The following is a 25,162-nucleotide window of genomic DNA, read 5'->3' as shown; positions in this document are numbered from 1 at the left end:
CCACGGCAACACCGCCTGCCGGGAATGCGCTACATTCGCCCCGGCATCGCCCTCACCTGCCCCTTGGAGTAACACCATGACACAGCCCAGCGACAGCAACACCGCGGCCCAGCATGCCACCCCCTATGGCACCCTGCCCCCGGCCTCGCCCATGCCCAGCCGCAAGCCCATCAGCCTGCCGCGCATCGCCGAGATGCGTGCCCGCGGCGAGAAGATCGCCATGATCACCGCCTACGACGCCACCTTCGCCGCCGTGGCCGACGCCGCCGGCATGGACAGCATCCTGGTCGGCGACTCCCTGGGCATGGTCAGCCAGGGTCTGCACACCACCGTGGGCGTGACGCTGGACGACATGCGCTACCACACCGAGATCGTGGCCCGCGGCCTGCGCCGCGCCCAGGGCACGGCCTGGCTGATCGGCGACCTGCCGTTTGGCAGCTACCAGGAGTCCAAGGAACAGGCCATCCGCAGCGCCGGTGTGCTGATGCAGGCCGGCGCACACATGGTCAAGTTGGAAGGCGGTGGCTGGACCACCGAGATCGTGCACTTCCTGGTGGAGCGCGGCATCCCCGTGTGCGCCCACCTGGGGCTGACGCCACAGACCGTGCACTCCCTGGGCGGCTACCGGGTGCAGGGCCGCTCGCAGGCCAGCGCCGAAGTGCTCAAGCGCCACGCCCACGAGCTGCAAGACGCCGGAGCCACCATGCTGGTACTGGAAATGGTGCCCGCGCCGCTGTCGGCCGAGCTGACCACCGAGCTGACGCACTGCGCCACCATCGGCATCGGCGCCGGCAAGGACACCGCCGGCCAGGTGCTGGTGATGCACGACATGCTCGGCCTGAACCTGGGCAAGAACCCCAAGTTCGTGCGCAACTTCATGGACGGCGCCACCAGCATCCGCGGCGCCTTTGAAGCCTACGTCGCCGCCGTCAAGAACGGCAGCTTCCCCGAAGACGCCATCCACGCCTGGTGACCTGCCCATGAAAATCATCCACACCATCACCGAACTGCGCGAGGAACTCAGCGCCTACCGCCACCCCGCCGTGGTCCCCACCATGGGCAACCTGCACGCCGGCCACCTGGCGCTGGTACGCCAGGCCAAGCCGCTGGGCGACGTGACGGTATCCACCATCTTCGTCAACCGCCTGCAGTTCGCGCCGCACGAAGACTTCGACACCTACCCGCGCACCCTGGACGCCGACTGCGCCCAGCTGGAAGCCGCCGGCTGCGACATCGTTTTCGCGCCCAAGGAGGCGGAGATGTACCCGCAGCCGCAAACCTTCAAGGTGCACCCGCCCACTGAACTGAGCGACATCCTGGAAGGGCATTTCCGCCCCGGCTTCTTCATCGGTGTCTGCACCGTGGTGCTCAAGCTGCTATCCCTGACGCAGGCGCGCACGGCCCTGTTTGGCAAGAAGGACTACCAGCAGCTCATGGTGATCCGCAACATGGTCAAGCAGTTCGCCATGCCCATCACCATCATCGGCGGTGAAACCCAGCGCGCCGAGGACGGCCTGGCCCTGTCCTCGCGCAACGGCTACCTGAGCCCGACCGAGCGCCAGCAGGCCGTGCAGCTCAGCGCCACGCTGCGCGGCATCGTGGAGGCCGTGCGCGCCAACCCTGGCATGGACGCTGCCGCCTTGACCCGCCTGGAAACCCAGGCCATGCAAAACCTCAGCCAGACCGGCTGGCGCCCCGACTACGTGGCCGTGCGCCGCCAGGCCGATCTGCAGCCGCCCCAGGCCGGTGATGCGCTGGTGGTGCTGGCCGCAGCGCGGCTGGGCGCCACGCGCCTGATCGACAACCTGGAAATCTGACCGGCGCCCCTCTGCTTTTTTGACAGAAAAGCAGCTGCAGCGCCGGCGCACCCTGCGCAGACAGCTACGGTATTGATAGCAGACTACAGGAAGCGGTCCAGGATTTTCTTGCTCTGCGGGTCCAGCGCGTACTGGTCGCGGATCAGGAACTGGATGCCGTGCGAATCGGCCACCAGCAGGCTGCCCGCCGTGCCAATGCGGCGGATGTCCTCGTCGCCCCGCAGCACAAACGCGGTGGCGCCGCGGTCGGTCTGCACGCTCCAGGTGCAGGGCGTCGAGAAACTGGTCACCGACACAATGGCCTGGATCACGGGCACGAATTCGCGCGTGGCCAGTTCCTCGCGGATCAGGCTTTGAGCCGGCTCGGCCAGGGCGTCGAGCTGCTCGATCCACGCCACTTCCTTGCCGTCCGTGCTGACCAGCGCGATGCCCACCTCGGGCGACTGGATGGGAAACGCGCGCACGGGCACCACGCCAACAAAGCGCTCCCCCTGCTGCGTGGTCAAAACCAGCTTGCCAAACGGATCGCGCTGCAATGCCCATTCCCCCAGGAGTACCCAGTTTTGCGTGCTGCTCATTGTGAAGCATCCATATCAACATCCATATTGCGGGCCTGCGCCTGGTACAGGGCGAAGTAAGCGCCTTCCTTGGCCATCAGGGCATCGTGCGAGCCTTCTTCCACGACCCGGCCGCGGTCCAGCACCACCAGGCGGTCGGCCCGGTGCAGGGTGGAGAGGCGGTGCGCAATGGCAATGGTGGTGCGGCCTTGCACCAGGTTCTCCAGCGCCTTCTGGATTTCCTTCTCGGTTTCGGAGTCCACCGAGGACGTGGCCTCATCCAAAATCAGAATGCGCGGATCGATCAGCAAGGCCCGCGCAATGGAGATGCGCTGGCGCTCGCCGCCGGAAAGGCCCTGGCCGCGTTCGCCGACCATGGAGTCGTAGCCCTGCGGCAGACGCAGGATGAACTCGTGGGCGTGCGCCGCGCGCGCCGCGGCAATGATGTCGTCCCGGGTCGCGTCAGGCTTGCCGTAGGCAATGTTCTCGGCAATGGTGCCGAAAAACAGGAACGGCTCCTGCAGCACCAGGCCGATGTTTCGGCGGTAGTCCGAAATGGCGTAGGAGCGGATGTCCACGCCGTCGACCTTGATGGAGCCCTCGGACACGTCGTAGAAACGGCAGATCAGGTTGACCAGCGTGCTCTTGCCCGAACCGCTGTGGCCCACCAGGCCGATCATTTCGCCCGGAGCGATGTTCAGGCTGATGCCGCGATTGACCTCACGGTTGCCGTAGCGAAAGCCCACGTCGCGCACCTCGATGCGCCCCTGCACCTTGCCCACGTGCACCGGCTGGGCCGGTTCGGGCACGCTGGAGACGTGGTCCAGGATGTCGAAGATGCGCTTGGCGGCCGAGGCCGATTTCTGCGTGACCGACACGATGCGGCTCATGGAGTCGAGCCGCCCGTAGAAGCGCCCGATGTAGGCAATGGCGGCCAGCAGCATACCCACCGTGATGTCGCCCTTGGAGACCTGCCAGATGCCAAAGCCCCACACCACCAGCAGGCCGATTTCCGTCAGCAGGGACACGCTGGGCGAGAACAGCGACCAGATCTTGTTGATGCGGTCATTGACCAGCAGGTTGTGCTTGTTGGCCTCGCGGAAGCGCCGGGCCTCGCGCTGCTCCTGGGCAAAGGCCTTGACCACCCGGATGCCGGGAATGGTGTCGGCCAGCACGTTGGTCACCTCGCCCCACACCCGGTCGATCTTCTCGAAGCCGGTTTGCAGGCGGTAGCGCACGAAGTGGATCATCCAGCCGATGAACGGCAGCGGCACCAGCGTGATCAGGGCCAGCCAGGGGTTCATGGAGAACAGCACCACGGCGGTCATGACGATCATGATCACGTCGCTGGCAAAGTCGGTCAGGTGCAGCGACAGGTAGACCGCAATGCGGTCGCTCTCGCTGCCCACGCGCGAGAGCAGGTCGCCGGTGCGCTTGCCGCCGAAGTACTCCAGCGACAGGCGTAGCAGGTGCTCATAGGTCGTGGTGCGCAGGTCGGCGGCGATGCGCTCGGACACCAGCGCCAGCACATAGGTCTTGGCCCAGCTCAGCACCCAGGCCAGCAGGCCGGCCCCCAGGAGGCCGGAGAGGTACCAGGCAATGGTGCGGGGTTCGATGTGCTGGCCGTTCTGGAAGGGAATCAGCACTTCGTCGACCAGGGGAATGGTCAGGTAGGGGGGCACCTGGCTGGCCGCCGTTCCCAGCAGCATGAGCACAAAACCCAGCAGCAGCTGGCCGCGGTAGGGCTGGGCAAAGCGCCACAGCCGGAACAGCGTCCAGGTGGAGGGCGGCGTGTGGACCACCTTGGTGCACACCGGGCACTCATCCTGGTCGGGCTCCAGCACGGCCTTGCAGGTAGGGCAGACGTTGTGCAGCGCCGGCGCCACCGGCTCCCCGGTCACGTGGCTGTGCAGCTGCGCCTGGAACTGGTCCACCAGCCGGATGGCCTGCAGGTTCTGCCCCAGGGTGAAGCGCCAGGTGGCCAGCAGCCCCTGCGGGTTCACCAGATCCAGGTGCCCCACCCCGGCGTGGTCGTGGTGGCGCAGGGCCATGCCGGGCTGGTATTCCCAGTGCCGCCACTGGGTTTCCCCGTCGGTCCGGCTGAACAGGCGAAAGTTAGTGACCACCAGCAAACCGTTGACGAAATGCAAATGGGTGTTCAGGTCAACCTCCAGGGCCGCCAGAACGTTCTCCCGTGGAAGGAGTTGTGCTTGCACCTCGGCGCGCCAGTGGGCAGAGATGTCGCCGGGCAAGGAGCTGACTGCAAGGGCTTCAGTAGTCATTGAGAGCAGGAATTTTTGTAACTTTTTAAATGGGAAACCCGGGCTTGCCCGTTTATGACAAGTGTCATACTTTACGATACCCGGTTTGGAGCCCCCGCGTTCTGCCCCACAGAGTCAAGGCAAACGAGAATACACAACGCGGGCAGTGGCGTATCGGTGCACTGCCCCAGCCAGAATGAGCCATGACGCACAAGAAAAATATTGAAATTCTCCGGGTAACACACCTGCGTGGCCCCAATATCTGGACCTACCGCCCCGTGATCGAGGCCTGGGTAGACATCGGCGAACTCGAAGACCACCCCTCCAACACCCTGCCCGGCTTCTATGAGCGGCTGACCGCATTTCTGCCCAGCCTGGTCGAGCACCGCTGCAGCCCGGGCGTGCGCGGCGGTTTCCTGCAGCGCCTGCGCGACGGCACCTGGCCGGCGCACATCATCGAGCACGTCACCCTGGAGCTGCAGAACCTGGCCGGCATGCGCACCGGTTTCGGCAAATCCCGGCAAACCTCTCAGCGCGGGATCTACAAGATCGCGTTTCGCACCCGCCAGGAACAGATAGGCCGCCAGGCCCTGGTCGCCGCCCGCGACCTGGTGATGGCCGCCATCAACGACACCCCCTTTGACGTGGCCGCGACGGTGCACCACCTGAGCGAACAGGTGGATGCCCTGTGTCTGGGGCCCAGCACCGCGCACATCGTGGACGCCGCCACCGACCGGCGCATTCCGTCCATCCGTCTGACCGGCGGCAACCTGGTGCAGCTGGGCTACGGCATCCAGCAGCGCCGCATCTGGACCGCCGAAACCGACCAGACCTCGGCCATCGCCGAGGAAATCGCCAGTGACAAGGACCTCACCAAGTCCCTGCTGCAGTCCTGCGGCGTGGCCGTGCCCGAGGGCCGGCTGGTGCGCAGCGTCGAGGAAGCCTGGGAAGCGGCGCAGGACATCGGCCTGCCCGTGGTGCTCAAACCCTACGACGGCAACCACGGGCGCGGCGTCTCCCTGAACCTGCAGACGCAAAGCGACGTCGAGGCCGCCTACCACCTGGCCTTGCGCAAGGGCGGCGGCAGCAGCGTCATTGTCGAGTCCTTCATCCCCGGCAACGAACACCGCCTGCTGGTGGTGGGCCGGCGCGTGGTGGCGGCCGCGCGGGGCGAGGAGTTGTCGGTAATCGGCGACGGCGTCTCCAACATCGACGCCCTGGCCCAGGCCCAGATCAACACCGACCCGCGCCGGGGCACCGGGGAAGAGTTCCCCCTCAACGTGGTCATCCCCAGCGACAGCGCCGAAGTCATCCTGGAACTCGAGCGCGTCGGCCTGACGCCGGACTCCGTTCCCGCGCAAGGCCAGAAGGTGCTGATCCAGCGCAATGGCAACGTGGCGTTCGATGTCACCGACAGCATGCACCCGTCGGTCGCCGCCACGGCCGCCCTGGCCGCACGCGTGGTGGGCCTGGACATTGCCGGCGTGGACATGGTGCTGGAAGACATCACCAAGCCCATGACCAGCCAGCGCGGCGCCGTCATCGAGGTCAACGCCAGCCCCGGACTGTTGGCCCACATCAAGCCAGCCGAGGGCCAGGGCCGCCCGGTGGGCAAGGCGGTGGTGGAACACCTGTTTGGCACCGACAAGGACGGGCGCATTCCCGTGGTGGGCATCACCGGCACGCAAAAAACTGCGCGCATCGCCCGGCTGGTAGCGTGGCTGGCCCACATCAGCGGCAAGCACGTGGGCCTGGCCTGCAGCGAGGGACTGTACCTGGACGGTCGCCAGGTCGACGCCCGGGACTGTGCCCACTGGGAAGCCGGACAGCGCCTGCTGATCAACCGCTCGGTGCAGGCCGCCGTGTTCGAGAACAGCAGCCAGATGATCCTGGCCGAAGGCCTGGCCTACGACAAGTGCACGGTGGGCGTGGTCACCGACGTCAGCTGGCAGGAGCCGCTGGCCGCCTTCGACATCTTGGACGCCGAGCAGACCTACAAGGTGGTGCGCACCCAGGTTGACGTCGTGCTGCCCAGCGGCACCGTGGTCCTCAACTCGGCCGACCCCCAGGTGGTGGAGATGGCCGAGCTGTGCGATGGCGAGGTGATTTTCTACGGCCTGGATCCGGACCAGCCCACCATGGCCGCGCACCGCGCCGGCGGCAAGCGTGTGGTGTACCTGCGCGACGAGCACATCGTGTTGGCCCTGGGCACCGAAGAGGTCGCGCGCTTCCCCCTGTCCAGCCTCAAACCCGCCAAGGCATCCCAGCCGGAAATGGTGATGGCGGCCGTGGCCGCCGCCTGGGCCCTGAACATTTCGCCGGAGCTGATCGGCGCAGGCCTGTGCACGTTTGAATCCAGCCCGAAGAAAACCCCTTATTAATTGCATGCGCGGGTAGGCGCCCCAGCCCACCCGCCACCACGAGACACACCATGGAAGTCACCCGTATCAGGGCCCTGCGCGGACCCAACCTCTGGAGCCACCACACGGCCATACAGTCGGTCGTGTCCTGCAGCGCCGAGGAAAGCCTGGTCAGCGGCATGGAAGGGTTCGAGACCCGCCTGCGGGCCCGTTTCCCGGAAATCGGCCCCTTCCAGCCCACCGGCCACGACACCTCCATTTCCATGGCCCACGTGCTGGAGCTGGCGGCCCTGGGCCTGCAGGCGCAGGCGGGCTGCCCCGTCACCTTCAGTTGCACCACCGCGACCGTGGAACCCCACGTGTACCAGGTGGTGGTGGAGTACAGCGAAGAGGCCGTGGGCCGGCTGGCGCTGGAACTGGCAGAGGCACTGTGCCTAGCCGCGCGGGATGACACCCCGTTCGACCTGGCCGATTCCCTGGCCCAGCTGCGCGACCTGGACGAGGACGTGCGCCTGGGCCCGAGCACCGGCTGCATTGTGGATGCGGCCGTGGCCCGCGGCATTCCCTACAGCCGCATGACCGAAGGCAGCATGGTGCGCTTTGGCTGGGGCAGCAAGCAGCGGCGCATCCAGGCCGCCGAAATGGACTCCACCAGTGCCATTTCCGAAGCCATTGCGCAAGACAAGGACCTGACCAAGAAACTGCTGTCCGCCGCCGGCGTGCCCGTGCCCATGGGGCGCGAAGTGCGCGATGCCGAGGACGCCTGGGCAGCCGCCTGCGAAATCGGCCTGCCCGTGGTGGTCAAGCCCAACGACGGCAACCAGGGCAAGGGCGTTACCGTCAACATCACCAGCAAGGAACACCTGCTCAAGGCCTACGCCATTGCCACCCAGTTCCGGGACGACATCCTGGTCGAGCGGTACATGCCCGGCAACGATTTCCGTCTGCTGGTGGTGGGCAACAAGCTGGTGGCCGCGGCCCGCCGCGACCCGCCCACGGTGGTGGGCGACGGCGTGCACACCATCACGCAGCTGGTGGACCAGGTCAACCTGGACCCGCGCCGCGGCAGCGGACACTCCACGTCGCTGACCAAGATCCGCATCGACGACATTGCCCGCTCCTGCCTGGCCACCCAGGGCGTGACCGCCGACGACATTCCCGACAAGGGCCGGCGCATCAATTTGCGCAACAACGCCAACCTGTCCACCGGCGGCTCCGCCACCGACGTGACCGACGACGTGCACCCCGACGTGGCCGCGCGCGCCGTGGCCGCTGCGCACATGGTGGGGCTGGACATCTGTGGCGTTGACGTGGTCTGCGACAGCATCCTGCGCCCGATCGAGGAACAGGGCGGCGGCGTGGTGGAAGTCAACGCCGCGCCGGGCCTGCGCATGCACCTGGCGCCCTCGTTCGGCAAGGGCCGGGCCGTGGGCGAGGCCATCATTTCCAGCATGTTCAAGAACGGGCAGGACGGGCGCATTCCCATCGTGGCCGTCACCGGAACCAACGGCAAAACCACCACCGTGCGGCTGATCTCGCACCTGCTGACCTACAACGGGCTGCGGGTGGGCATGACCAACACCGATGGCGTCTATGTGGACGGCACCTGCATCGACACCGGCGACTGCAGCGGCCCCAAGAGCGCCAAGAGCGTGCTGCTGCACCCGGACGTGGACGCCGCCGTGCTGGAAACCGCGCGCGGTGGCGTGCTGCGCGAAGGCCTGGCCTTTGACCGCTGCGACGTGGCCGTGGTGACCAACGTGGGCAGCGGCGACCATCTGGGCCTGAACTACATCACCACGGTGCAGGACCTGGCCGTGCTCAAGCGCGTCATCGTCCAGAACGTGGCGCCCACGGGCGTGGCCGTGCTCAATGCCGCCGACCCCGCCGTGGCCGCCATGGCCAGCAAGTGCCGCGGCGCCGTGACGTTTTTTGCCGCCGACAAGAACCACCCCGTCATGGCCACGCACCGGGCCCAGGGGCAGGCGGTGGTCTACGTCGAGGACGGCCACATCGTGGCCGCCAAGGGCGACTTCCAGCAGAGCATTGCCCTGAAGGATGTGCCGCTGACACTGGGTGGCGCCATCGGCTTCCAGGTCGACAACGTCATGGCGGCCGTGGCCGCCGTCTGGGCGCTGGATGTGCCGTGGGACACCATCCGCAAAGGTCTGGCCCGCTTCTCCAACGACACGGACAACGCCCAGGGGCGCTTCAACCTGTTCCAGTACCGCGGTGCCACGGTCATTGCCGACTACGGCCACAACCCGGACGCCATGATCGCGCTGGTGCAGGCCGTGCAGGCCATGCCCGGCACGCGGCGCAGCGTGGTCATCAGCGGCGCGGGCGACCGGCGCGACCAGGACATCCGCCAGCAGACCGAAATTCTGGGCAATGCCTTTGACGAAGTCGTGCTCTACGAGGACCAGTGCCAGCGCGGCCGCAAGGACGGCGAAGTGGTGGCCCTGCTGCGCCAGGGTCTAGCCAACGCGCAGCGCACCACCGACATCTCGGAGATCAAGGGGGAGTTCCGCGCCATCGACACCGCCATGGACAAGCTGGCGTCCGGCGAACTGTGCCTGATTCTGGTGGACCAGGTGGAAGAAGCGCTGGCCCACATTGCGGCACGGGTCCAGCAGGGCTGAAGCCGCCCGGCGGATCAGAACGCCGAGCCGTTCCCTTCGCTGGCCGGTTCGCGCCCCATCAGGGTCGCCACGGCCTGCGCCGGTTGCAGGCGCCCGTCCAGCAAATCCACCACGCTGCGGGCAATCGGCATATCCACGCCCAGGCTGCGGGCACGTTGCACCACGGTGCGGGCGCAGTACACGCCCTCGGCAACGTGGCCCAGAGCCTCTACCGCCTGCTGCAGGGTCTTGCCTTGCGCCAGGGCCAGACCCACGCGCCGGTTGCGCGACAGATCGCCCGTGGCCGTGAGCACTAGGTCCCCCAGGCCGCTCAAGCCCATGAAGGTTTCGGCCCGAGCGCCCAAGGCCAGCCCCAGGCGGGTCATCTCGGCCAGCCCCCGCGTAATGAGTGCCGCGCGGGCATTGAGCCCCAACTGCAGGCCATCGCACAGACCGGTGGCAATGGCCAGCACGTTCTTGACGGCACCGCCCACCTCCACCCCGACGACATCGTCGTTGGCATACACCCGCAGTGTCGGACTGTGAAAGCCGGCCACCAGTGCGTCGCGCACGTCCGCATACGCGCTGGCGGCGACCAGCGCGGTGGGTTGGCCCTGTGCCACTTCCTGCGCGAAACTGGGGCCGCTGAGCACGCCGGCGCGCAGACCGGGTGCCACCTGGCCCTGGACTTCGTGGCCCAGCAGGCCGGGCGCCTCGCCCACACCCTGTTCGAATCCCTTGCACAGCCACGCCACCGGGACGGTGCACTGGCGCAAGGTGCCGAGCAGGCCGCGCAGGCCCGCCATGGGGGACGCCACGATGACCAGGTCCTGGAGCGCCAGCTCCGTCGCCAGCGTCGCCAGTGGCTGGGCACTGATCTGCAGGCTCGATGGCAACGCCACCCCGGGCAGGTAACGCTGGTTCACGCGCTGCTGGGCCAAAGCCTGGCCCTGCGCCGCGTCACGCACCCACAGGGTCACGGCATGCTGCGCCGCCGGGTTGCCACTGGCACTGACCGCCAGCGCCGTGCCCCAGGCACCACCACCCAGCACTATTATTTTCATAGCTAGCTACGTAATCAACACGGGGGCTGCAAGCCCAAAACGCCCAAAATTACTGGGGCAGACTGCCGTTGGCGGCGCTGGCCGCTTCCATCTGCTGCTGCTCGTACATGGCCTGGAAGTTGATTTCCGACAGGTGCACGGGCGGGAAGCCGCCGCGTTGGACAATGTCGGCCACGTTGCCGCGCAGGTAGGGGTAGACGATCTGCGGGCAGGCAATGCCCATGATCTGGCCCATCTGCTCTTCGGGCACGTTGCGGATCTCGAAAATGCCGGCCTGCTTGGCTTCCACCAGGAACACGGTCTTGTCCTTGATCTTGGTCTGCACGGTGGCAGTCACGCACACTTCAAAAACGCCCTCGGCAACCGGCGTGGCTTCCACGCCCAGCTGGATGTCCACCGCCGGCTGTTCCTGCTCCAGCAGGATGGCGGGAGAGTTGGGCTGCTCCAGCGAAGCTTCCTTGAGGTACACGCGCTGAATCTGGAATACGGGGGTCTGGTCTGACATGGGAACAGTCTTTCAAAGTAGGGCAAGGCCCGCCCGCGGGGTGCCGGACAGACGTGCAACAAAAATAGCGTTACTGCGGAATTATCTCAGGCCGCAAGCGGCTCCCGGCGCAGCATTCAAGCGGCATTGAGCAAAGGCAACAAACCGCCCCGGCTGTCCAGCGCCATCAGGTCGTCGCAGCCGCCCACGTGGGTTGCGCCGATGAAAATCTGCGGCACGGTACGCCGGCCGGTCAATTCCATCATCTTGGCGCGCTCTTCGGGCTGAGTATCGATGCGCACCTCTTCGATGTGCGCCACCCCCTTGGACTGGAGGACGCGCTTGGCCTGGATGCAATAGGGGCAGACAGCGGTGGTGTACATCTTGACGGCTTGCATGGGAGGTGCGCTTTCTATGGCAAATAAGGAATGGGGCCTGACACCCCATATGGGGCAACGCTCAGGCTTTTTCAACCGGCAGGTTAGCCGCTTTCCACGCCGCGAGTCCGCCGCCCAGCGATTGAGCCTGCTCGTAACCCAGTTTCTTGGCGATCGCCACGGCACGGCCGGAGCGCGCGCCGGACTGGCACACCAGGATCAGGGGCAGCGCCTTGTTCTTGACGGCGCCTGCCAGCTTGGCTTCCAGATCGTCCAGCGGGATATTCCTGGCGCCACCCACGTGGCCCGCGGCAAACTCCTGCGGGGAGCAGACGTCAATCACCACGCCTTTTTCGCGGTTGATCAGCTGCACGGCACCGGCGGGGTCCAGACCCGCCGTGGCAGCACCCTGAATCACGGGCCACAACAGCAGGGCGCCCGAAGCCAGGGCGATGGAGATCAACATCCAGTTATCGAAAATGAATTTCACTTTGTTCCTTGTTGGTTACGTATCCGTCAGCCTGCCATTTTAGAATGGCGGCTGTTTCGCTGCCGGGACTCCCGGCTCCACCCCCGCATTTATTCCCGTCACCATGTACAAACTCGTTCTCATCCGCCACGGCGAATCCACCTGGAACCTTGAAAACCGCTTCACCGGCTGGACCGACGTCGATCTGACCCCCACTGGCGTCTCGCAAGCCATGTCCGCCGGCAAGCTGCTCAAGGCCGAAGGCTACGAGTTCGACCTGTGCTACACCAGCGTGCTCAAGCGAGCCATCCACACCCTGTGGTACTGCCTGGACGAGATGGACCGCACCTGGCTGCCGGTGGCCAAGAGCTGGCGCCTCAACGAGCGTCACTACGGCGCGCTGCAAGGGCTGGACAAGGCGGAAACCGCCAAGCAATTCGGCGATGACCAGGTGCTGGTCTGGCGCCGCAGCTACGACACCCCGCCGCCCGCGCTGGAAGCCACCGACCCCCGCTGCGAGCGGGGCGACCGACGCTACGCCAACCTCAAACCCGAAGACGTGCCGCTGACCGAATGCCTGAAAGACACCGTGGCGCGCGTGCTGCCGTTCTGGAGCGATTCGATGGCCCCCGCCATCAAGGCCGGCAAGCGCGTGCTGGTGGCGGCCCATGGCAACTCGATCCGGGCCCTGGTGAAGTACCTGGACAACATCTCGGACGACGACATCGTGGGCCTGAACATCCCCAACGGCATTCCGCTGGTCTACGAGCTCGACGCCAACCTCAAACCCATCCGCCACTACTACTTGGGCGACGCCGAGGCCGCCGCCAAGGCCGCAGCGGCAGTAGCAGCCCAGGGAAAAGCGTAAAAAAATACGGCTTGCAACCACCCGGATTGACCGCACCTACACAAATCCGGGAACCGGGGGCTGCAAAACGCCTCCAAGGTGTATATTGGGCCGATACAGGAATATTTATGGGTCAAAAACTGAAAATTGCGGGCTGGGTAGGTGTGGGCGTTCTCGCCGGTGCGCTGACGACCGTGTCGCTGCAAACCGTGGCACGCAACACGCTGGCGCCGCTTCCGCTGGAAGAGCTGCAGCAGCTGGCCGCCGTCTTCGGCATGGTCAAAAGCGACTATGTGGAGCCGGTGGACGAAAAGAAGCTCATCACCGAAGCCATTTCCGGCATGGTCTCCAGCCTGGACCCCCATTCCCAGTACTTTGACAAGAAATCGCTGAAGGAATTCAAGGAAGGCACTTCCGGGAAATTCGTCGGCGTGGGCATCGAAATCACGCAGGAAGACGGCTTGGTCAAGGTCGTCTCGCCGATCGAGGGCTCCCCCGCCTTCCGCGCCGGCCTCAAGACCAATGACCTGATCACCCGCGTGGACGACACCGCCATCAAGGGCCTGACCCTCAACGATGCCGTCAAGCGCATGCGGGGCGAACCCAACACCAAGGTGGTGCTCACGGTGTTCCGCAAGGACGAGAACCGGACCTTCACCGTCACCATCACCCGCGAAGAAATCAAGCAGCAGTCGGTGCGCGGCAAGTTGGTGGAACCTGGCTACGCCTGGATCCGCGTCAGCCAGTTCCAGGAGCGCACGGTCGAGGACTTCGCCCACAAGATTGAAGAGCTCTACAAGCAGGACCCGCGCATCAAGGGCATGGTGCTGGATCTGCGCAACGACCCCGGTGGCCTGCTGACCGCCGCGATTGCGGTGTCCGCCACTTTCCTGCCTGAAAACGTCACAGTGGTGTCCACCAACGGCCAGACGCCCGAAAGCAAGCAGGTTCTGCGGGCCACTCTGCGCGACTACCTGGGACGCGATGGCTCCGACCCCCTGAAAGGCTTGCCCGCCGGCCTGAAGAAGGTCCCCTTGGTGGTACTCGTCAACGAAGGCTCCGCCTCGGCCAGCGAGATCGTCGCTGGTGCCCTGCAGGACCACAAGCGTGCCACCATCATGGGCGCCCAGACCTTCGGCAAGGGCTCGGTGCAGACCTTCCGTCCCCTGGGGCCCGACACCGGTCTGAAGATCACCACCTCGCGCTACTACACCCCCAGCGGCAAGTCCATCCAGGCCAAGGGCATCGTGCCCGACGTGATGGTGGACGAAACCGAAGAAGGCAGCCCGTTTGCGGTCCTGCGCACCCGCGAAGCCGATCTGGGCAAGCACTTGGCCAGCGGTCAGGGCGAGGAAGTCAAGGACCCCGGCCTGGAAAAGGCCCGCGACGAAGCCCTCAAGCGTCTGGAAGAAGAATCGCGCAAGCCCGCCTCCGAGCGCCGCCCGCCCGAGTTCGGTTCCGACAAGGATTTCCAGCTGGCCCAGGCCATCAACCAGCTCAAGGGCCGTGCGGTCCTGGTCAGCAAGACCCTGGTGGAGCGCAAGGAAGAACCCAAGGACAACTAGGGCATGGCCCCCACGCTGGTCGCTTCACGTACTGCGCAGCCCCCCACGGGGGCTGTTTTGCCTTGGGACGACCCGGCGGCGATACGGCTCCATGGATGACTCGCAACTGCTGCGCTACTCGCGCCACATCCTGCTCGACGAGCTGGGAATCGAGGGACAGCAGCGCATCCTGCAGGCGCATGCGCTCATCATCGGCCTGGGCGGTCTGGGCTCCCCCGCCGCCCTGTACCTGGCCACGGCGGGTGTAGGGCATCTCACCCTGGTCGACCACGACACGGTCGACCTGACCAACTTGCAGCGCCAGATCATCCATACCGAGGCCCGTGTCGGCCAACCCAAGGTGGAGTCGGCCCGCCAGGCGTTGCTGGCCATCAACCCCGGCCTGCACATCACCACCCTGGCCGTGCGCGCCGACGCGACCCAGTTGGCCACCCTGGTGGCCGGGGTCGATGTGGTGCTGGACTGCAGCGACAACTTCGCCACCCGCCAGGCGCTCAATGCCGCCTGCGTGCACCACCGCGTGCCGCTGGTCTCGGGTGCGGCCATCCGCTTCGACGGCCAGCTCGCGGTGTACGACCCCCGACGCGACGACTCGCCCTGCTACGCCTGCGTCTTTCCCCCCGACACCACCTTCGAGGAAACCCGCTGCGCCACCATGGGCGTGTTCGCGCCGCTGGTGGGCATCATGGGCAGCATGCAGGCCGCCGAGGCGCTGAAGCTGCTCAGCGGGGCGGGCGAACCGGCCACCGGACGGCTGCTGATGCTCGACGGCCGCAGCATGGGCTGGACCGACATCCGTCTGCCGCGCAACCCGGGCTGCCCGGTGTGTGGCAGCACGCACGCCGCCGCATGACCCGATTCACCCGCTGGCTGCCGTTTCTGGCCTGGCCCCGCCCCAACGCCACGCTGCTGCGCGGTGAAGTCGCCGCCGGACTGACGGTGTCGCTGGTCATCGTGCCGCAGTCGGTGGCCTACGCGGCGCTGGCGGGCATGCCCCTGGTCACCGGCATCTACGCCTCGTTTCTGCCGGCCCTGGTGGCCGTACTGTGGAGCGCGTCACCCCGGCTGTCGGTGGGACCCACCGCCCTCTCCAGTCTGCTGGTGACCGCCTCGCTCGCGGGCCTGGCCGAACCCGGCAGTACCCAATGGGTGGCACTGGCGGTGTGGCTGGCGCTGCTGAGCGGCCTGATGCAGGTCGGTTTGGGGCTGGGGCGCTTTGGCTGGATTCTCAACCTGGTCAGCGCCCCCGTATTGGCCGGTTTCACCCAGGCGGCCACGGTGCTGATCGTGTTGTCACAGTTGCCGGCCCTGCTGGGCATGCAAGGGGACTGGTCCGCCTGGCTGGCCGCCCCCCATGTCGATGCCATGGCCGCCGCCTTCGGCCTGGGCAGCCTGGCCTTGCTGGTAGTCGGCAAGCAGCTGGCCCCCAACGCCCCCATCGTGATGGTCACCGTCATTGGCGCGGGCGCCCTCAGCTACGCCAGCGGTTTCTCCGGGCACGGCGGCGCCGTCATTGGCGCGCTGCCCTCCGGGCTGCCGGGCCTGTACTGGCCGGGCACGCTGGCCTGGGGCACGCTGGGCGCACTGATCGTGCCGGCCATGGTCATCACCCTGGTGAGCTTTCTGGAGACCGCCTCCAGCGCCAAGGTGGAGAACCTGCGCGAACACAAGCCCTGGAACGACAACCAGGACCTGATTGCGCAGGGCCTGGCCAAGCTGGCGTCCGGTGCCACCGGCAGCTTCCCCACCAGCTCGTCGTTCTCGCGCTCGGCCATCAATCTGTACGCGGGGGCCCAGACCGGCTGGGCCACGGTGGTGACGGTGGTCATGGTCCTGGCCGTCCTGCTGTGGCTGACCCCGGCGCTGTACCACGTGCCGTCCGCGGTGCTGGCAGCCGTGGTCGTGGCGGCCGTCAGCAGCCTGCTCAAGCCAGCCAGCTTTGTGCGGTTGTGGCGCCTGCTGCGCATGGAAGCATTCACCATGGGGGTGACTTTCCTGGTCACGCTGCTGACGGCGCCGCGCATTTACTGGGGGGTGCTGGCCGGCGTCATGCTGGGCCTGATTGACTTCCTGCACCAGCGCCTGCACCCGCGCATCATCGAAGTGGGCCTGCACCCGGACGGCAGCCTGCGTGACCGCCACCTCTGGGACCTGGCGCCGCTGGCCGAGCACATGTATGCGCTGCGCATGGACGCCGAACTCGACTTTGCAGCCGCCAGCAGCTTCGAGCGCAACATATCCGGCTACCTGGCGGCACACCCGGACACCCGGCATGTGTGCCTGTTTGCCCATCCCATCAACCGCATCGACGCCACCGGCGTGGAAGTTTTCAGTGCCCTGCGGGTAGCGTTGCAGGCACACGGCGTCACGCTGCACATCAGCGGCATCAAATTGCCGGTGGAAACCGTGTTGCGAAGAGCCGGCCAGCTGGACGACAGTCCCTTGCTGCAGCTCTACCGCACCGATGCCGAGGCTCTGACGCAGATCGCGCGGCTGCGGGGCGCGACCGGAACCCCGGCTGCATAAGCGCGAGAAATACTTGGCGAATTGCGGTCAAATGCCCGCGATGCCAGCCGTTTTTGCAGCGACCATGACAGTGGTTCCTGTTAGACTTTATCGGCTCAACTTTGAATCACACCGTGGCTCCCTCCCCATCCAATCCCTTCGTTGAATTGTGTCAACTGCAGTTGGATGACGCGCGGGCGCTGCTGGACCACGACATGGTGATGGCCCTGCCTCCGCCCGAGGAGTCGGCCCGCGATTACCTGCAAAGCGTCATTGACGGCTTGTGCGAACTGTCGCTCAGGGACCCGCTGACCGGCCTGGCCAACCGGCGCCAGTTCCGCGCCACGCTGGACCGCAACATTGACATGGTCGCGCGCTCCGGCGAACCGACGCTGCTGCTGATGCTGGACATCGACCATTTCAAGAAGGTCAACGACACCTACGGCCACCAGGCCGGCGACCGCGTGTTGCAGGCCGTCGCAAAATGCCTGGCCGCTTGTGTGCGCCCCATGGACACGCTGGCCCGCTACGGGGGGGAAGAGTTCTCCGTGGTCATGCCCTACTGCCATACGGCCTTCGGCATGGTGGTGGCCGAGCGTATCCGCTCCGCCGTGGAAGCTTTGGTGATCCCGATTTCCCCCAGCGTGACGCTCCAGGTTACGGTCAGCGTGGGCGGTGCCTATGCGCCGGAATGGGTCCGCTCGACCGCCGCCCTGTGGACGGAGCGCGCCGACACCCAGCTGTACCGGGCCAAGGCCAGCGGCCGCAACTGCGTCTGCCTGGATCAGCAGCAAGAAATCTATGTCAGCGCCGAAGAAAAGACCCTCCTGTTTAGCCATCTCGCGCTCGGTGATCCGGCGTGGATCGAGAATGTTTCCAGCGACGTGCCGGGCCCAGCGGCCCATGGCGCCATGCAAAGGGTGAATTGATGTCTGACGTGTTGAATCCCCCGGAAACCACCGCCGCTGGCGCGGGCGTGCCGCTCAAGCCACTCGGAAAGGTGCTGGCCGTCACCAGCGGCAAGGGCGGCGTGGGCAAGACTTTCGTGTCCGCCAACCTGGCCGCTGCACTGGCCAAACTGGGCCAGCGGGTTCTGGTGCTGGACGCCGACCTGGGACTGGCAAACCTGGACGTGGTGCTCAACCTGTACCCCAAGGTGACCCTGCACGACGTCTTTACCGGCAAGGCCAAGCTGGAAGACGCCATCGTCCGGGCACCCGGCGGGTTTTCCGTGCTGCTGGCGGGTTCCGGCATGGTGGAGTACTCCCGCCTGTCACCCGAGGTGCGGGACGACTTTCTGCGCATCATGGAGGGGCTGGTGCCCCACTACGACGTGGTGCTGCTGGACACTGGCGCCGGCATCTCCGACGTGGTGCTGTTTGCTGTGTCCCTGGCCTCCGAGGTTCTGGTGGTGGCCACCCCCGAGCCCACCTCCCTGACCGACGCCTACGCCACCATCAAGGTGCTGGTCGGGCAGCAGAAGCGCCAGAACATCCGCATGGTGATCAACCAGACCGCCCGCCTGGGCGACGGACGCGCCATCACCACACAGCTGCAGCAGGTGCTGGACCGCTTTGTCCCCAGCGAACCCGGCCGCCCGGTCAAGCTGATCCACATGGGCGACATCCCGGCCGACCCTTCCGTACGGCAGGCCGTCATGCGCCGGCAGCTGCTGCTGCAAAACACCCCCGGCTGCCCTGCGGCACTGGCCATCTCCCAGCTGGCGCTCAAGCTCCAGGAAACCGTCATCCCCAGGCGTTGATGCCGGGCGCGGCCTGCGCGCTGACGATCCACCCCTCCAACGGGTCCATCTCCGGCGGCAAGCCATAGCAGGGTGCGCCCTGCCGATGCTGCTGCCAGGCCCAGGCCGCCTGCAGCAGGCACAGCACGGCGTCCAGCGCATCACCCGAAGCATCTGCCACCAGGGCATCGCGCTGGGCATGCGTGACTTTCAGGCGCAGGTGCAGACGGGTCTGCCCCATTTCCAGCGCCGTCACCAGGTCCTTGCGGGCGATCAGGCGCTCGGGCGTCTGCTTGGCCTTGTCATCGCTCTTGTAGCTGCGTGCGCCCAGTATTTCGCGCGCCAGCAGGCCGGGATAGGCCTCCAGTGCCACCCGGCGCGGCTGCCCGGCGGCATCCACGTCCTGCGGGTCTCCCGCATGCAAGCCCGGCAAATGGATGCCGGCTTCCAGCAGGCGTGGCACACCGGCATGCAGCATGTAGGCCACCGGCGGGTTGACCCATTTCATGGACGGACTGGAGTGGGCTGGCCGGTCGGTCGCCCGGTGGGCAAATTTGGCGCCCTTCGGCCGGGCGTCACAAAACGCGGCGAAGGTGGCGCGCACCGTCGCGCGGTCCAGTGCCGCATAGTGGCGCATGCACGCCGCCCAGTCACGGGGCCAATCCAGGGTTTCGACCAGTTCCCGGGGCAAGCCAAAGGGCAGGTCAAACGCCCCCACCCAGCTACGTGGCTGCTGCAGCCAGCCCGAGAACGCGTCCAATGACGCCAGGCGCTCCAGTCGGGACAGCAGAACCCGTCCGCGCTCCAGATGCCCCAGGGCCAGCACAATGGGTTTGCGCGCTGTGGGCCGGCTGGAAAAGTCGCAGCCGACCAGCTCGGTCACGTCCGGCGGGGCGTGCGGCGGGGTTGTGGGCCCGCAAACGCCGTCTTCAGACCCGGCCAATGATGGACGCCGTGGCCATCAGCTCTTCCAGCAGGGCCAGCGATACCTTGCCCGACACTGCATAAGGGTCCAGCTCGGGTTTTTCGGCGTACTTGAGCAGGATGCTGGTGTTGATCTTGGACATGTTGACCTGCCCCATGGTCCAGCCGCCAAAACGCCGCTCGAAAATTTCTTCGTAGTGCAGCAGCACCACGTCCTTGTGACGCGCGTCCTTCTGGATGTGCCCATACAACTCGCTCACCGCGTTGCGGCCGCCTTCTATGGCCTGCAGGAAGATGCCGCCGCCGTAGCACAGGATGCCGGTGATGCCGCAGGTGGGGTTGTACTGCCGCGACTGCGTGAGGATGGACTCGATGGAATCGGCGCTAGGATCTACGGCGCGACTGGCGTAAAGCAAACGGACCAACATGGGAATCAGCCTTTCCGGGGAATCAGGGACAAGAACTCGCGGCGCAGGTTCGGGTCTTTCAGGAATACGCCGCGCATGACCGAGTTAATCATCTTGCTGTCCATGTCCTTCACGCCGCGCCAGGCCATGCAGTAGTGGCTGGCTTCCATGACGATGGCCAGGCCGTCGGGCTGGGTCTTTTCCTGGATCAGGTCGGCCAGCTGCACCACCGCCTCTTCCTGGATTTGCGGCCGGCCCATGATCCACTCGGCCAGACGGGCGTACTTGGACAGGCCAATCACGTTGGTGTGCTCATTGGGCATGACGCCGATCCAGATCTTGCCGATGACCGGGCAGAAGTGGTGGCTGCAGGCGCTACGCACGGTGATGGGGCCTACGATCATCAGCTCGTTGAGGTGGCCGACGTTGGGGAATTCGGTGATGGTGGGGCCGGTGACGTAGCGCCCCCGGAATACCTCGTTGACGTACATCTTGGCCACACGGCGGGCCGTCTTGTCGGTATTGTGGTCGTTTGCGGTGTCGATCACCAGGCTGTCGAGCACGGCCTGCATCTTGACTTCCACTTCGTCCAGAAGCTTTTCCAGTTCGCCGGGCTCCACAAACTGCGCAATGTTGTCGTTGGCGTTGAAGCGCTTGCGGGCGGCCTGCAGCCGCTCCCTGATCTTGACGGAAACAGGGGTTCCCTCATCGGCATCGGATGGGTTCATGGTGCTCTGTGTTTTCATTAACATGCCAGCATACTACCAGCCTTTAAACAATAAGGTTTTTGGCCGCTAGCCCCCGCGCCTTTTGCGCAGACAGCTATCAAATCAATAGCGGCTACCCGTCAGAAACAGCATCAGCCGCATCAGCCAGAACGCCAGCCGGTCCAGGAAACGCTGGCGCCATGGCCGGTTGGCAAACACCTGGGCATCCAGTCGCACAGCCTGGGTGTCCATGGCGGTGGTCAGGCAGGTGCGCAGCTCCTGGACAAACGCCCCATCCTCGACCACCACATTGGCCTCCCGCGCCAGCAGCAGGCTCAAGGGGTCCAGGTTGCTGGAGCCCACGGTGGCCCATTGTTCGTCGATCACCGCCACCTTGGCGTGCAGGAAGCTCGCGGCGTACTCATGGATTTCGATGCCGGCGGCCAGCAGCTTGCCGTACACCGGCCGGGCGGCGTGGTACTGCATGAAGTTCTCATACCGCCCCTGCAACAGCAGGCGCACGCGCACCCCCCGCCCGGCCGCATGCACCAGTGCCCGGCGCAGCTTGCCGCCCGGCACAAAGTACGCGTTGGCAATCAGCACCTCCTGGCGAGCCTCTGCAATGGCCTTGCGGTAGACCTGCTCAATGCGGGTGCGGTTGCGCACGTTGTCCCGCAGCACCAGCGCGGCGCTGGCACCGGTGCCCGGCACCCTGAGCGGGCCGGCAGGCTGCGGCGTAAAGGCCTTCTGCAGTGACTGGCGGGCCTCCTCGAAGTCCCAGCGCTCCAGCTGCCGGGTGATCTGCAGCCGCTCCCAGAACTGGGCCATGGCGCGATGGGCATCGGCCACCAGCGGCCCCTCCACCCGCACCGAGAAATCAAAACGGGGCGCGTCCAGCGCCGTGTGGTCCGGTTCGTAGTAGTCGTCCAGGATGTTGATGCCGCCGCAAAAGGCGACACGCCCATCCACCACGCAGAGCTTGCGGTGCAGGCGCCGCCAGCGCCCCGGGATCAGCAGCCCCCAGCGCCCCAGCGGGGAAAAGAGGTGCCAGCGCACTCCCGCCTCGATAAAGCGGTGCACCCAGTCCGTCGGCACCGTCGGGGTTCCGATGCCGTCCATCACCAGGTACACGGGCACGCCCCGCCGCGCGGCGCGCACCAGTGCGGCGGCCACCCGCTCGCCGGAGGCGTCAAAGCTGAAGATATAGGTCTCCAGCCGGACCTCCTGCACGCTGCGGTCAATGGCCTCCACCATGGCCGCAAAGCACGCAACCCCGCCCTGCAGGAGCCGCAGCTGGTGCCCGGGGCTGAACACCGGAACCGTCAAGAGGCACCCTGCGGCAACTCAAACTCCGCAATCAGGGGCAGGTGGTCCGACATGCGGCCCCAGATGCGCCCCCGCGGCACCTGCAGGCCCCGGGGAATGAGCCCGCGCGCATACACATGGTCCAGCTGCACCACCGGCAGGCGCGAAGGGAAAGTGCCAACGCGCTGCTGCCCGCAGGTCACCAGCCCGGCAGACCCCAGTGCGTTCTGCACCAGCGAGCCCCAGTCGTTGAAGTCGCCAGCCACGACGATGGGGGCATCGGCGGGTATTTCGCGCGCGACAAACCGCTGCAGCTGCGCCAGCTGGCGCACCCGGCTGGCCTTGATCAGGCCCAGGTGCACCACCACCACATGCACGGTGCGTCCTTCCACCAGGACTTCCGCGTGCAGCAGGCCCCGTTGCTCGAACCGGTGGTCCGACATGTCTTCGTGCTGGTGCGCAACCACCGGCCAGCGTGACAGCATGGCATTGCCGTGCTCGCCGTGCCGGGTATGGGCGTTGGTGCGGTACACGGCCTCATAGCCCTCCGGTGCCAGGAAATCGGCCTGGGGCATCTCGGGCCAGTGGGTGAAGTACTCGGCTTCGCGGCGGTGCACCTTGCGCACTTCCTGCAGGCACACGATGTCGGCGTCCAGTTGCTCGATGGCGTGGCCCAGGTTGTGGATCTCCAGCCGCCGCCGCGGCCCGATGCCCTGCACACCCTTGTGGATGTTGTAGGTCGCTACGCGCAAGAGTGTCATGCTGTCACGTCCTTTCCAATGGCGCCGCCGCAAACCGCGCCAGCTGCAGTATGGCCTCGGCATTGGACGGCGAAAAACACTGTTCGGCCGCCTCTCGGTAAGGCAGCCAGCGGTAATGGGTGTGCTCACGCGGGTTCAGGGTAACGGGGGTCCCCGCTGGCACCTGCAGCCCGAACAGGCGCTCGGTATTGTGCGTCACCCCGGGGGCGTAGCGGTGCCGCCAGCGCGGGTAGATCGCGTACATATTTTCCAGATGCCAGTCCTGCAGCACCACGTCCGGACGGCTGGCGGGGCCGCAATCGATGCCGGTTTCCTCGGCCACCTCCCGCACGGCGGTCTGCGCCCAGGACTCGTCTGGCGCATCTTTGCTGCCGGTGACCGACTGCCAGAACGCGGCGTCTCCCACGCCCTCGGTTCGGCGGATCAGCAACACCTCCAGCGCCGGGGTGTGGATGACCACCAGCACGGATTGGGGAATCTTGTAGGGCGTGGACATAAAAAAGGGCGCTACCCGAGCGCCCTTTCATTGTGCACCAGACCCGTTCAGCCGGCGGTCTTGGCAGCCTCGGGGGTGCGCAGGCGGATGTGCAACTCGCGCAACTGCTTCTCGTCCACGGGCGACGGCGCTTGCGTGAGCAGACACTGGGCGCGCTGCGTCTTGGGGAAGGCGATCACGTCGCGAATGGACTCGGCGCCGGTCATCAGCGTGACGATGCGGTCCAGGCCGAAGGCCAGGCCACCGTGCGGGGGCGCGCCGTACTGCAGGGCGTCGAGCAGGAAGCCGAACTTGAGCTGCGCTTCTTCGGGGCTGATCTTGAGTGCGTCGAACACCTTCTGCTGCACGTCGGCGCGGTGGATACGGACCGAACCGCCCCCCATTTCCCAGCCGTTGAGCACCATGTCGTAGCCCTTGGAGATGCACTTCTCGGGCGCAGTGACCATCCAGTCCTCGTGACCGTCCTTGGGGGCGGTGAAGGGGTGGTGGGTCGCGGTGTAGCGCTGGGCTTCCTCGTCGAACTCGAACATCGGGAAGTCCACCACCCACATGGGGCGCCAGCCGCCGGTGAACAGGCCGTTCTTCTTGCCGAATTCGCTGTGGCCGATCTTGATGCGCAGGGCACCGATGGCATCGTTGACGATCTTGGCCTTGTCGGCGCCGAAGAAGATCAGGTCGCCATTCTGGGCGCCGGAGCGCTCCAGCACGGCAGCCAATGCGACGTCATGGATGTTCTTGACGATGGGGCTCTGCAGGCCATCGCGGCCCTTGGACAGGTCGTTGACGCGGATGTAGGCCAGACCCTTGGCGCCGTAGATCTTGACGAACTCGGTGTAGGCGTCGATCTCGCCGCGGCTGATGCCGCCGCCTTCCGCGGAGCCACCGGGCACGCGCAGGGCGACCACGCGGCCGTTCTTCATGGTGGCGGCACCGGAGAAGACCTTGAAGTCGACGTCCTTCATCACGTCGGTCAGTTCGGTGAACTGCAGGTTCACGCGCAGGTCGGGCTTGTCGGAGCCGTACAGGTGCATGGCCTGCTCGTAGGTCATGACCGGGAACTCGCCCAGGTCCACGTTGATGGTGTTCTTGAACACCGTGGTGATCATGCCCTGGAACATGGCACGGATTTCTTCCTCGCCCAGGAACGAGGTCTCAATATCGATCTGGGTGAATTCGGGCTGGCGGTCGGCGCGCAGGTCTTCGTCGCGGAAGCACTTGGTGATCTGGTAGTAGCGGTCAAAGCCGGCCACCATCAGCAGCTGCTTGAACAGCTGGGGGCTTTGCGGCAGCGCGAAAAACTGGCCGTCGTGCACGCGGCTGGGCACCAGGTAGTCGCGGGCACCTTCGGGCGTGCTCTTGGTGAGCATGGGGGTTTCGATGTCGACGAAGCCGTTGGCGTCGAGGAACTTGCGCACTTCCATGGACACGCGGTAGCGCAGCATCAGGTTGTTCTGCATGTAGGGGCGGCGCAGGTCCAGCACACGGTGCGTCAGACGCGTGGTTTCCGACAGGTTGTCCTCATCGAGCTGGAACGGTGGCGTCACCGAGGGGTTGAGCACCGTCAGCTCATGGCACAGCACCTCGATCTTGCCGCTCTTGAGGTTGTCGTTGACCGTGCCTGCGGGGCGCGCGCGCACCAGGCCCTTGACCTGGATGCAGAACTCGTTGCGCAGGCCTTCGGCGGCGCTGAACATGTCGGCGCGGTCGGGGTCGCACACCACCTGCACATACCCTTCGCGGTCGCGCAGGTCGACAAAGATCACGCCACCGTGGTCGCGGCGGCGGTTCACCCAGCCGCACAGGGAAACGGTTTCGCCCAGTTGGGCTTCGGTCACCAGACCGCAATAGTGGGAGCGCATGGCCATAGCTTGCTTTCAGGGCGCCACCGTGACCG

Annotated in this window: 23 protein-coding genes; 10 read left to right on the top strand and 13 right to left on the bottom strand. The window is 66.1% G+C overall.

The window, feature by feature from the left end:
- The first annotated feature begins 76 nt into the window (after nucleotides 1-76).
- Together panB and panC are read left to right on the top strand one after the other, a co-directional pair.
- Complete coding sequence (gene panB, locus AC1Q5W_RS03395; RefSeq protein WP_492643851.1) at nucleotides 77-973, top strand: 3-methyl-2-oxobutanoate hydroxymethyltransferase; 897 nt, start codon at nucleotides 77-79, stop codon at nucleotides 971-973.
- A 7-nt stretch (nucleotides 974-980) separates the two neighbouring features.
- Nucleotides 981-1,817: a pantoate--beta-alanine ligase gene (panC, locus tag AC1Q5W_RS03390; protein WP_492643852.1), complete on the top strand. Its 837-nt coding sequence runs from the start codon at nucleotides 981-983 to the stop codon at nucleotides 1,815-1,817.
- Nucleotides 1,818-1,900: 83 nt separating this feature from the next.
- Here the strand turns inward: panC and AC1Q5W_RS03385 are convergent, their stop codons facing one another.
- Both AC1Q5W_RS03385 and AC1Q5W_RS03380 read right to left on the bottom strand, forming a co-directional pair.
- On the bottom strand, nucleotides 1,901-2,395 hold the full coding sequence (locus AC1Q5W_RS03385) for a cyanophycin metabolism-associated DUF1854 family protein (RefSeq protein WP_492643853.1): 495 nt from the start codon (nucleotides 2,393-2,395) through the stop codon (nucleotides 1,901-1,903).
- Nucleotides 2,392-4,656 carry a cyanophycin metabolism-associated ABC transporter gene (locus tag AC1Q5W_RS03380; RefSeq protein ID WP_492643854.1) on the bottom strand — a complete coding sequence of 755 codons (2,265 nt, stop codon included), beginning with the start codon at nucleotides 4,654-4,656 and terminating at the stop codon, nucleotides 2,392-2,394. The genes AC1Q5W_RS03385 and AC1Q5W_RS03380 overlap by 4 nt, the downstream gene beginning before the upstream one ends.
- Nucleotides 4,657-4,838: 182 nt before the next feature.
- Between AC1Q5W_RS03380 and AC1Q5W_RS03375 the strand changes: the two genes are divergently transcribed.
- Together AC1Q5W_RS03375 and cphA are read left to right on the top strand one after the other, a co-directional pair.
- The gene (locus AC1Q5W_RS03375) at nucleotides 4,839-7,016 is read left to right on the top strand and encodes a cyanophycin synthetase (protein ID WP_492643855.1); all 2,178 of its coding nucleotides are present in this window, start codon (nucleotides 4,839-4,841) and stop codon (nucleotides 7,014-7,016) included.
- Nucleotides 7,017-7,066: 50 nt separating this feature from the next.
- Nucleotides 7,067-9,637 (top strand): cyanophycin synthetase, encoded by a 2,571-nt coding sequence (gene cphA / locus AC1Q5W_RS03370; protein WP_492643856.1) that lies wholly within the window; start codon nucleotides 7,067-7,069, stop codon nucleotides 9,635-9,637.
- A 14-nt stretch (nucleotides 9,638-9,651) separates the two neighbouring features.
- Here cphA and AC1Q5W_RS03365 read toward each other — a convergent pair whose 3' ends face one another.
- The 4 genes from AC1Q5W_RS03365 to AC1Q5W_RS03350 form a co-directional block, all read right to left on the bottom strand.
- Nucleotides 9,652-10,680, bottom strand: coding sequence for an NAD(P)H-dependent glycerol-3-phosphate dehydrogenase (locus tag AC1Q5W_RS03365; protein WP_492643857.1), 1,029 nt, complete (start codon nucleotides 10,678-10,680; stop codon nucleotides 9,652-9,654).
- Nucleotides 10,681-10,729: 49 nt separating this feature from the next.
- On the bottom strand, nucleotides 10,730-11,185 hold the full coding sequence (secB, locus tag AC1Q5W_RS03360) for a protein-export chaperone SecB (protein WP_492643858.1): 456 nt from the start codon (nucleotides 11,183-11,185) through the stop codon (nucleotides 10,730-10,732).
- A 116-nt stretch (nucleotides 11,186-11,301) separates the two neighbouring features.
- Complete coding sequence (grxC, locus tag AC1Q5W_RS03355; RefSeq protein ID WP_492643859.1) at nucleotides 11,302-11,562, bottom strand: glutaredoxin 3; 261 nt, start codon at nucleotides 11,560-11,562, stop codon at nucleotides 11,302-11,304.
- A 61-nt stretch (nucleotides 11,563-11,623) separates the two neighbouring features.
- Nucleotides 11,624-12,031 carry a rhodanese-like domain-containing protein gene (locus tag AC1Q5W_RS03350; RefSeq protein WP_492643860.1) on the bottom strand — a complete coding sequence of 136 codons (408 nt, stop codon included), beginning with the start codon at nucleotides 12,029-12,031 and terminating at the stop codon, nucleotides 11,624-11,626.
- 103 nt (nucleotides 12,032-12,134) lie between these two features.
- On the opposite strand from AC1Q5W_RS03350, the gene gpmA reads away from it, so the two are divergent.
- From gpmA to AC1Q5W_RS03320, 6 genes are all read left to right on the top strand, one after another.
- The gene (gene gpmA, locus AC1Q5W_RS03345; protein ID WP_492643861.1) at nucleotides 12,135-12,878 is read left to right on the top strand and encodes a 2,3-diphosphoglycerate-dependent phosphoglycerate mutase; all 744 of its coding nucleotides are present in this window, start codon (nucleotides 12,135-12,137) and stop codon (nucleotides 12,876-12,878) included.
- A 107-nt stretch (nucleotides 12,879-12,985) separates the two neighbouring features.
- Nucleotides 12,986-14,422 (top strand): S41 family peptidase, encoded by a 1,437-nt coding sequence (locus tag AC1Q5W_RS03340; protein WP_492643862.1) that lies wholly within the window; start codon nucleotides 12,986-12,988, stop codon nucleotides 14,420-14,422.
- Nucleotides 14,423-14,513: 91 nt separating this feature from the next.
- On the top strand, nucleotides 14,514-15,275 hold the full coding sequence (locus AC1Q5W_RS03335) for a HesA/MoeB/ThiF family protein (protein ID WP_492643863.1): 762 nt from the start codon (nucleotides 14,514-14,516) through the stop codon (nucleotides 15,273-15,275).
- Nucleotides 15,272-16,948, top strand: a complete 1,677-nt coding sequence (locus AC1Q5W_RS03330) for a SulP family inorganic anion transporter (RefSeq protein WP_492643864.1) — start codon at nucleotides 15,272-15,274, stop codon at nucleotides 16,946-16,948. The genes AC1Q5W_RS03335 and AC1Q5W_RS03330 overlap by 4 nt, the downstream gene beginning before the upstream one ends.
- A 113-nt stretch (nucleotides 16,949-17,061) precedes the next feature.
- Nucleotides 17,062-17,856 (top strand): GGDEF domain-containing protein, encoded by a 795-nt coding sequence (locus AC1Q5W_RS03325; protein ID WP_492643865.1) that lies wholly within the window; start codon nucleotides 17,062-17,064, stop codon nucleotides 17,854-17,856.
- Entirely contained in the window at nucleotides 17,856-18,689 is an 834-nt protein-coding gene (locus tag AC1Q5W_RS03320; RefSeq protein ID WP_492643866.1) for a MinD/ParA family protein, read from the top strand. Before AC1Q5W_RS03325 ends, AC1Q5W_RS03320 begins: the two co-directional genes overlap by 1 nt.
- On the opposite strand, the gene AC1Q5W_RS03315 is transcribed toward AC1Q5W_RS03320, so the two are convergent.
- The 7 genes from AC1Q5W_RS03315 to aspS all read right to left on the bottom strand — a co-directional run bounded on the left by AC1Q5W_RS03315 (nucleotide 18,673) and on the right by aspS (nucleotide 25,133).
- A complete protein-coding gene (locus AC1Q5W_RS03315; protein WP_492643867.1) occupies nucleotides 18,673-19,551 on the bottom strand; it encodes a DUF429 domain-containing protein in 879 nt (292 codons plus the stop codon). The genes AC1Q5W_RS03320 and AC1Q5W_RS03315 overlap by 17 nt on opposite strands.
- A 46-nt stretch (nucleotides 19,552-19,597) precedes the next feature.
- A complete protein-coding gene (locus AC1Q5W_RS03310) occupies nucleotides 19,598-20,020 on the bottom strand; it encodes a BLUF domain-containing protein (RefSeq protein ID WP_492643868.1) in 423 nt (140 codons plus the stop codon).
- A 5-nt stretch (nucleotides 20,021-20,025) separates the two neighbouring features.
- Entirely contained in the window at nucleotides 20,026-20,751 is a 726-nt protein-coding gene (gene folE, locus AC1Q5W_RS03305) for a GTP cyclohydrolase I (RefSeq protein WP_492643869.1), read from the bottom strand.
- A 78-nt stretch (nucleotides 20,752-20,829) separates the two neighbouring features.
- The gene (gene clsB, locus AC1Q5W_RS03300; RefSeq protein WP_492643870.1) at nucleotides 20,830-22,032 is read right to left on the bottom strand and encodes a cardiolipin synthase ClsB; all 1,203 of its coding nucleotides are present in this window, start codon (nucleotides 22,030-22,032) and stop codon (nucleotides 20,830-20,832) included.
- Nucleotides 22,029-22,772, bottom strand: a complete 744-nt coding sequence (locus AC1Q5W_RS03295; protein ID WP_492643871.1) for an endonuclease/exonuclease/phosphatase family protein — start codon at nucleotides 22,770-22,772, stop codon at nucleotides 22,029-22,031. Before AC1Q5W_RS03295 ends, clsB begins: the two co-directional genes overlap by 4 nt.
- Nucleotides 22,773-22,776: 4 nt before the next feature.
- Complete coding sequence (nudB, locus tag AC1Q5W_RS03290) at nucleotides 22,777-23,268, bottom strand: dihydroneopterin triphosphate diphosphatase (RefSeq protein WP_492643872.1); 492 nt, start codon at nucleotides 23,266-23,268, stop codon at nucleotides 22,777-22,779.
- A gap of 47 nt (nucleotides 23,269-23,315) precedes the next feature.
- Nucleotides 23,316-25,133 carry an aspartate--tRNA ligase gene (gene aspS, locus AC1Q5W_RS03285; protein WP_492643873.1) on the bottom strand — a complete coding sequence of 606 codons (1,818 nt, stop codon included), beginning with the start codon at nucleotides 25,131-25,133 and terminating at the stop codon, nucleotides 23,316-23,318.
- Between the last annotated feature and the right edge of the window lie 29 nt (nucleotides 25,134-25,162).

This window comes from Rhodoferax sp. MLSD5-FHT05B10 (genome assembly GCF_058793415.1).
The sequence above is the reverse complement of the archived record's forward strand: the minus strand, read 5'-3'. Positions and strand labels throughout refer to the sequence as shown.